Here is a 1678-nt window from a genome sequence, read left to right on the forward strand (position 1 = left end):
CGCCACCGCGTCCGGCGCCTTTTGCACCTGCGCCTCGAACAGCTCGTGGATGCACAGATCCGACGGGTAAGGTGCCGCCGTCCGGTTCAGATCCTCCAGCAGGTATGTACGTTCGTCGTCCGGCAGGAGGTCGATGCGGCCGACCGGCTGCCCGGCATCGGCAACCATCGCCCGCAGCAGCGCCAGGAGATAGCCACGCTGCCGCTCGATCGTCGCCTCATCGAACAGCGCCGTGGCATAACCAAAGGTTCCGGCGATCTCCTCGCCATGCTCGCCCAGGCTCAACTCCAGATCGAACTTGACCTGATCGAACTCCTCCCCCGCAGCCCCCACGCTCAACCCGGCTAGATCGAGCGACTCAACGGTGTTGTTCTGCCAGGCCAGCATCACCTGGAACAACGGCGTGTGATCAAGATGCCTGGGTGGCTGCACGATGTCGACGACCTGCTCGAACGGCAGGTCCTGATGCTCCTGGGCGGCGAGCGCCGTGCGCCGCGTCCGTTCCAGAAGCTCCGACACGCTCGGCTCGCCCGACAGGTCGACCCGAAGCGCCAGGGTGTTGACGAAGAAGCCAATCAGCTCTTCGATCTCGCGCCGGCCTCGATTGGCGCTCGGCACGCCGATCACAAGGTCGTCCTGCCCCGACAGACGCGACAGCACCGCGGCCCAGGCCGCCAGCACCGTCATGAACAACGTCGTGCCCTGCTGCCGGCTCAGCCGCTTCAGCCCGCGCGTCAGATCCGCATCGATGACAACAGGCACACTGGCTCCGGCAAACGACTGCTGGGCCGGACGCGCACGGTCCGTCGGCAAGGCAAGTCTGGCCGGGGCGCCATACAGGGTGTCGCGCCAATATTGCGCCTGGGTCTGCCGCCGTTCCCCCGACAGCCACTGCCGTTGCCAGGCGGCATAATCCGGGTACTGGATCGCCAGCGGCGGCAAAGGATCGTCCTGTCCAGCCGCGAACGCCCGGTAAAACTGACTGAGTTCACGCACCAGCACGCCCATCGACCAGCCGTCCGAGACGATGTGATGCTGCGTCAGCAGGAAGACATGGTCGTCATCCGACATCCGGATCAGACGCCCGCGGATCAGCGGCCCACCCGCAAGATCGAACGGCGTGTGCGCCTCTTCATGGCACAGATTCAAAAGTGCGGCTTGCGCATCCGGCAGCCCTTGCAGATCGTGCTCGACCACCGGCAACCCCGCATCCGGCGGCAGAACCTCAACCCGGGGCTTGCCCTGCGGTGCGACAAAGACACTGCGCAGCGCCTCATGACGGGCAAACAAGCGGTCGAGGCTGCGCTGCCAGGCGCTGCGGTCGAGCACACCACGCAGCCGCCATCCCAGCGGCATGTGATAGTTCGTGCCGCCTTCGTCCAGCTTCGCTAAAAACCATAGCCGCTGCTGCGCGAACGACGGCACAACCGGCTCGTGACGCGATACCGCCGCAATCGCCGGCAGGTCTTGCGGACCGGCGCGGCTCAACAGCTCGACGATGCTTGCCACCAGATCGCAAAGCACCGGCTTGGCAAACAGCGTCGCCAGCGGCAGTTCCACACCAACGGCCTGCGACAGCCGGCTCAAGAGCTGCACCGCCAGGAGCGAGTGGCCGCCGAGTTCGAAGAAGTTGTCGTGGCGGCCGACCCGCTCGACCCCGAGAAGCTCCGCCCAGATC

Annotated in this window: 1 protein-coding gene; it reads right to left on the reverse strand. The window is 65.9% G+C overall.

The window, feature by feature from the left end; all coding sequences use genetic code 11:
- Nucleotides 1–1678, reverse strand: a 1678-nt coding sequence (locus tag BSG20_RS35250; RefSeq protein WP_244551856.1) for a condensation domain-containing protein, incomplete at both ends; no start/stop codon positions are given.

Origin of the sequence: Rhizobium tibeticum (assembly GCF_900110205.1) — a bacterium.
Taxonomy (GTDB): domain Bacteria; phylum Pseudomonadota; class Alphaproteobacteria; order Rhizobiales; family Rhizobiaceae; genus Rhizobium; species Rhizobium tibeticum.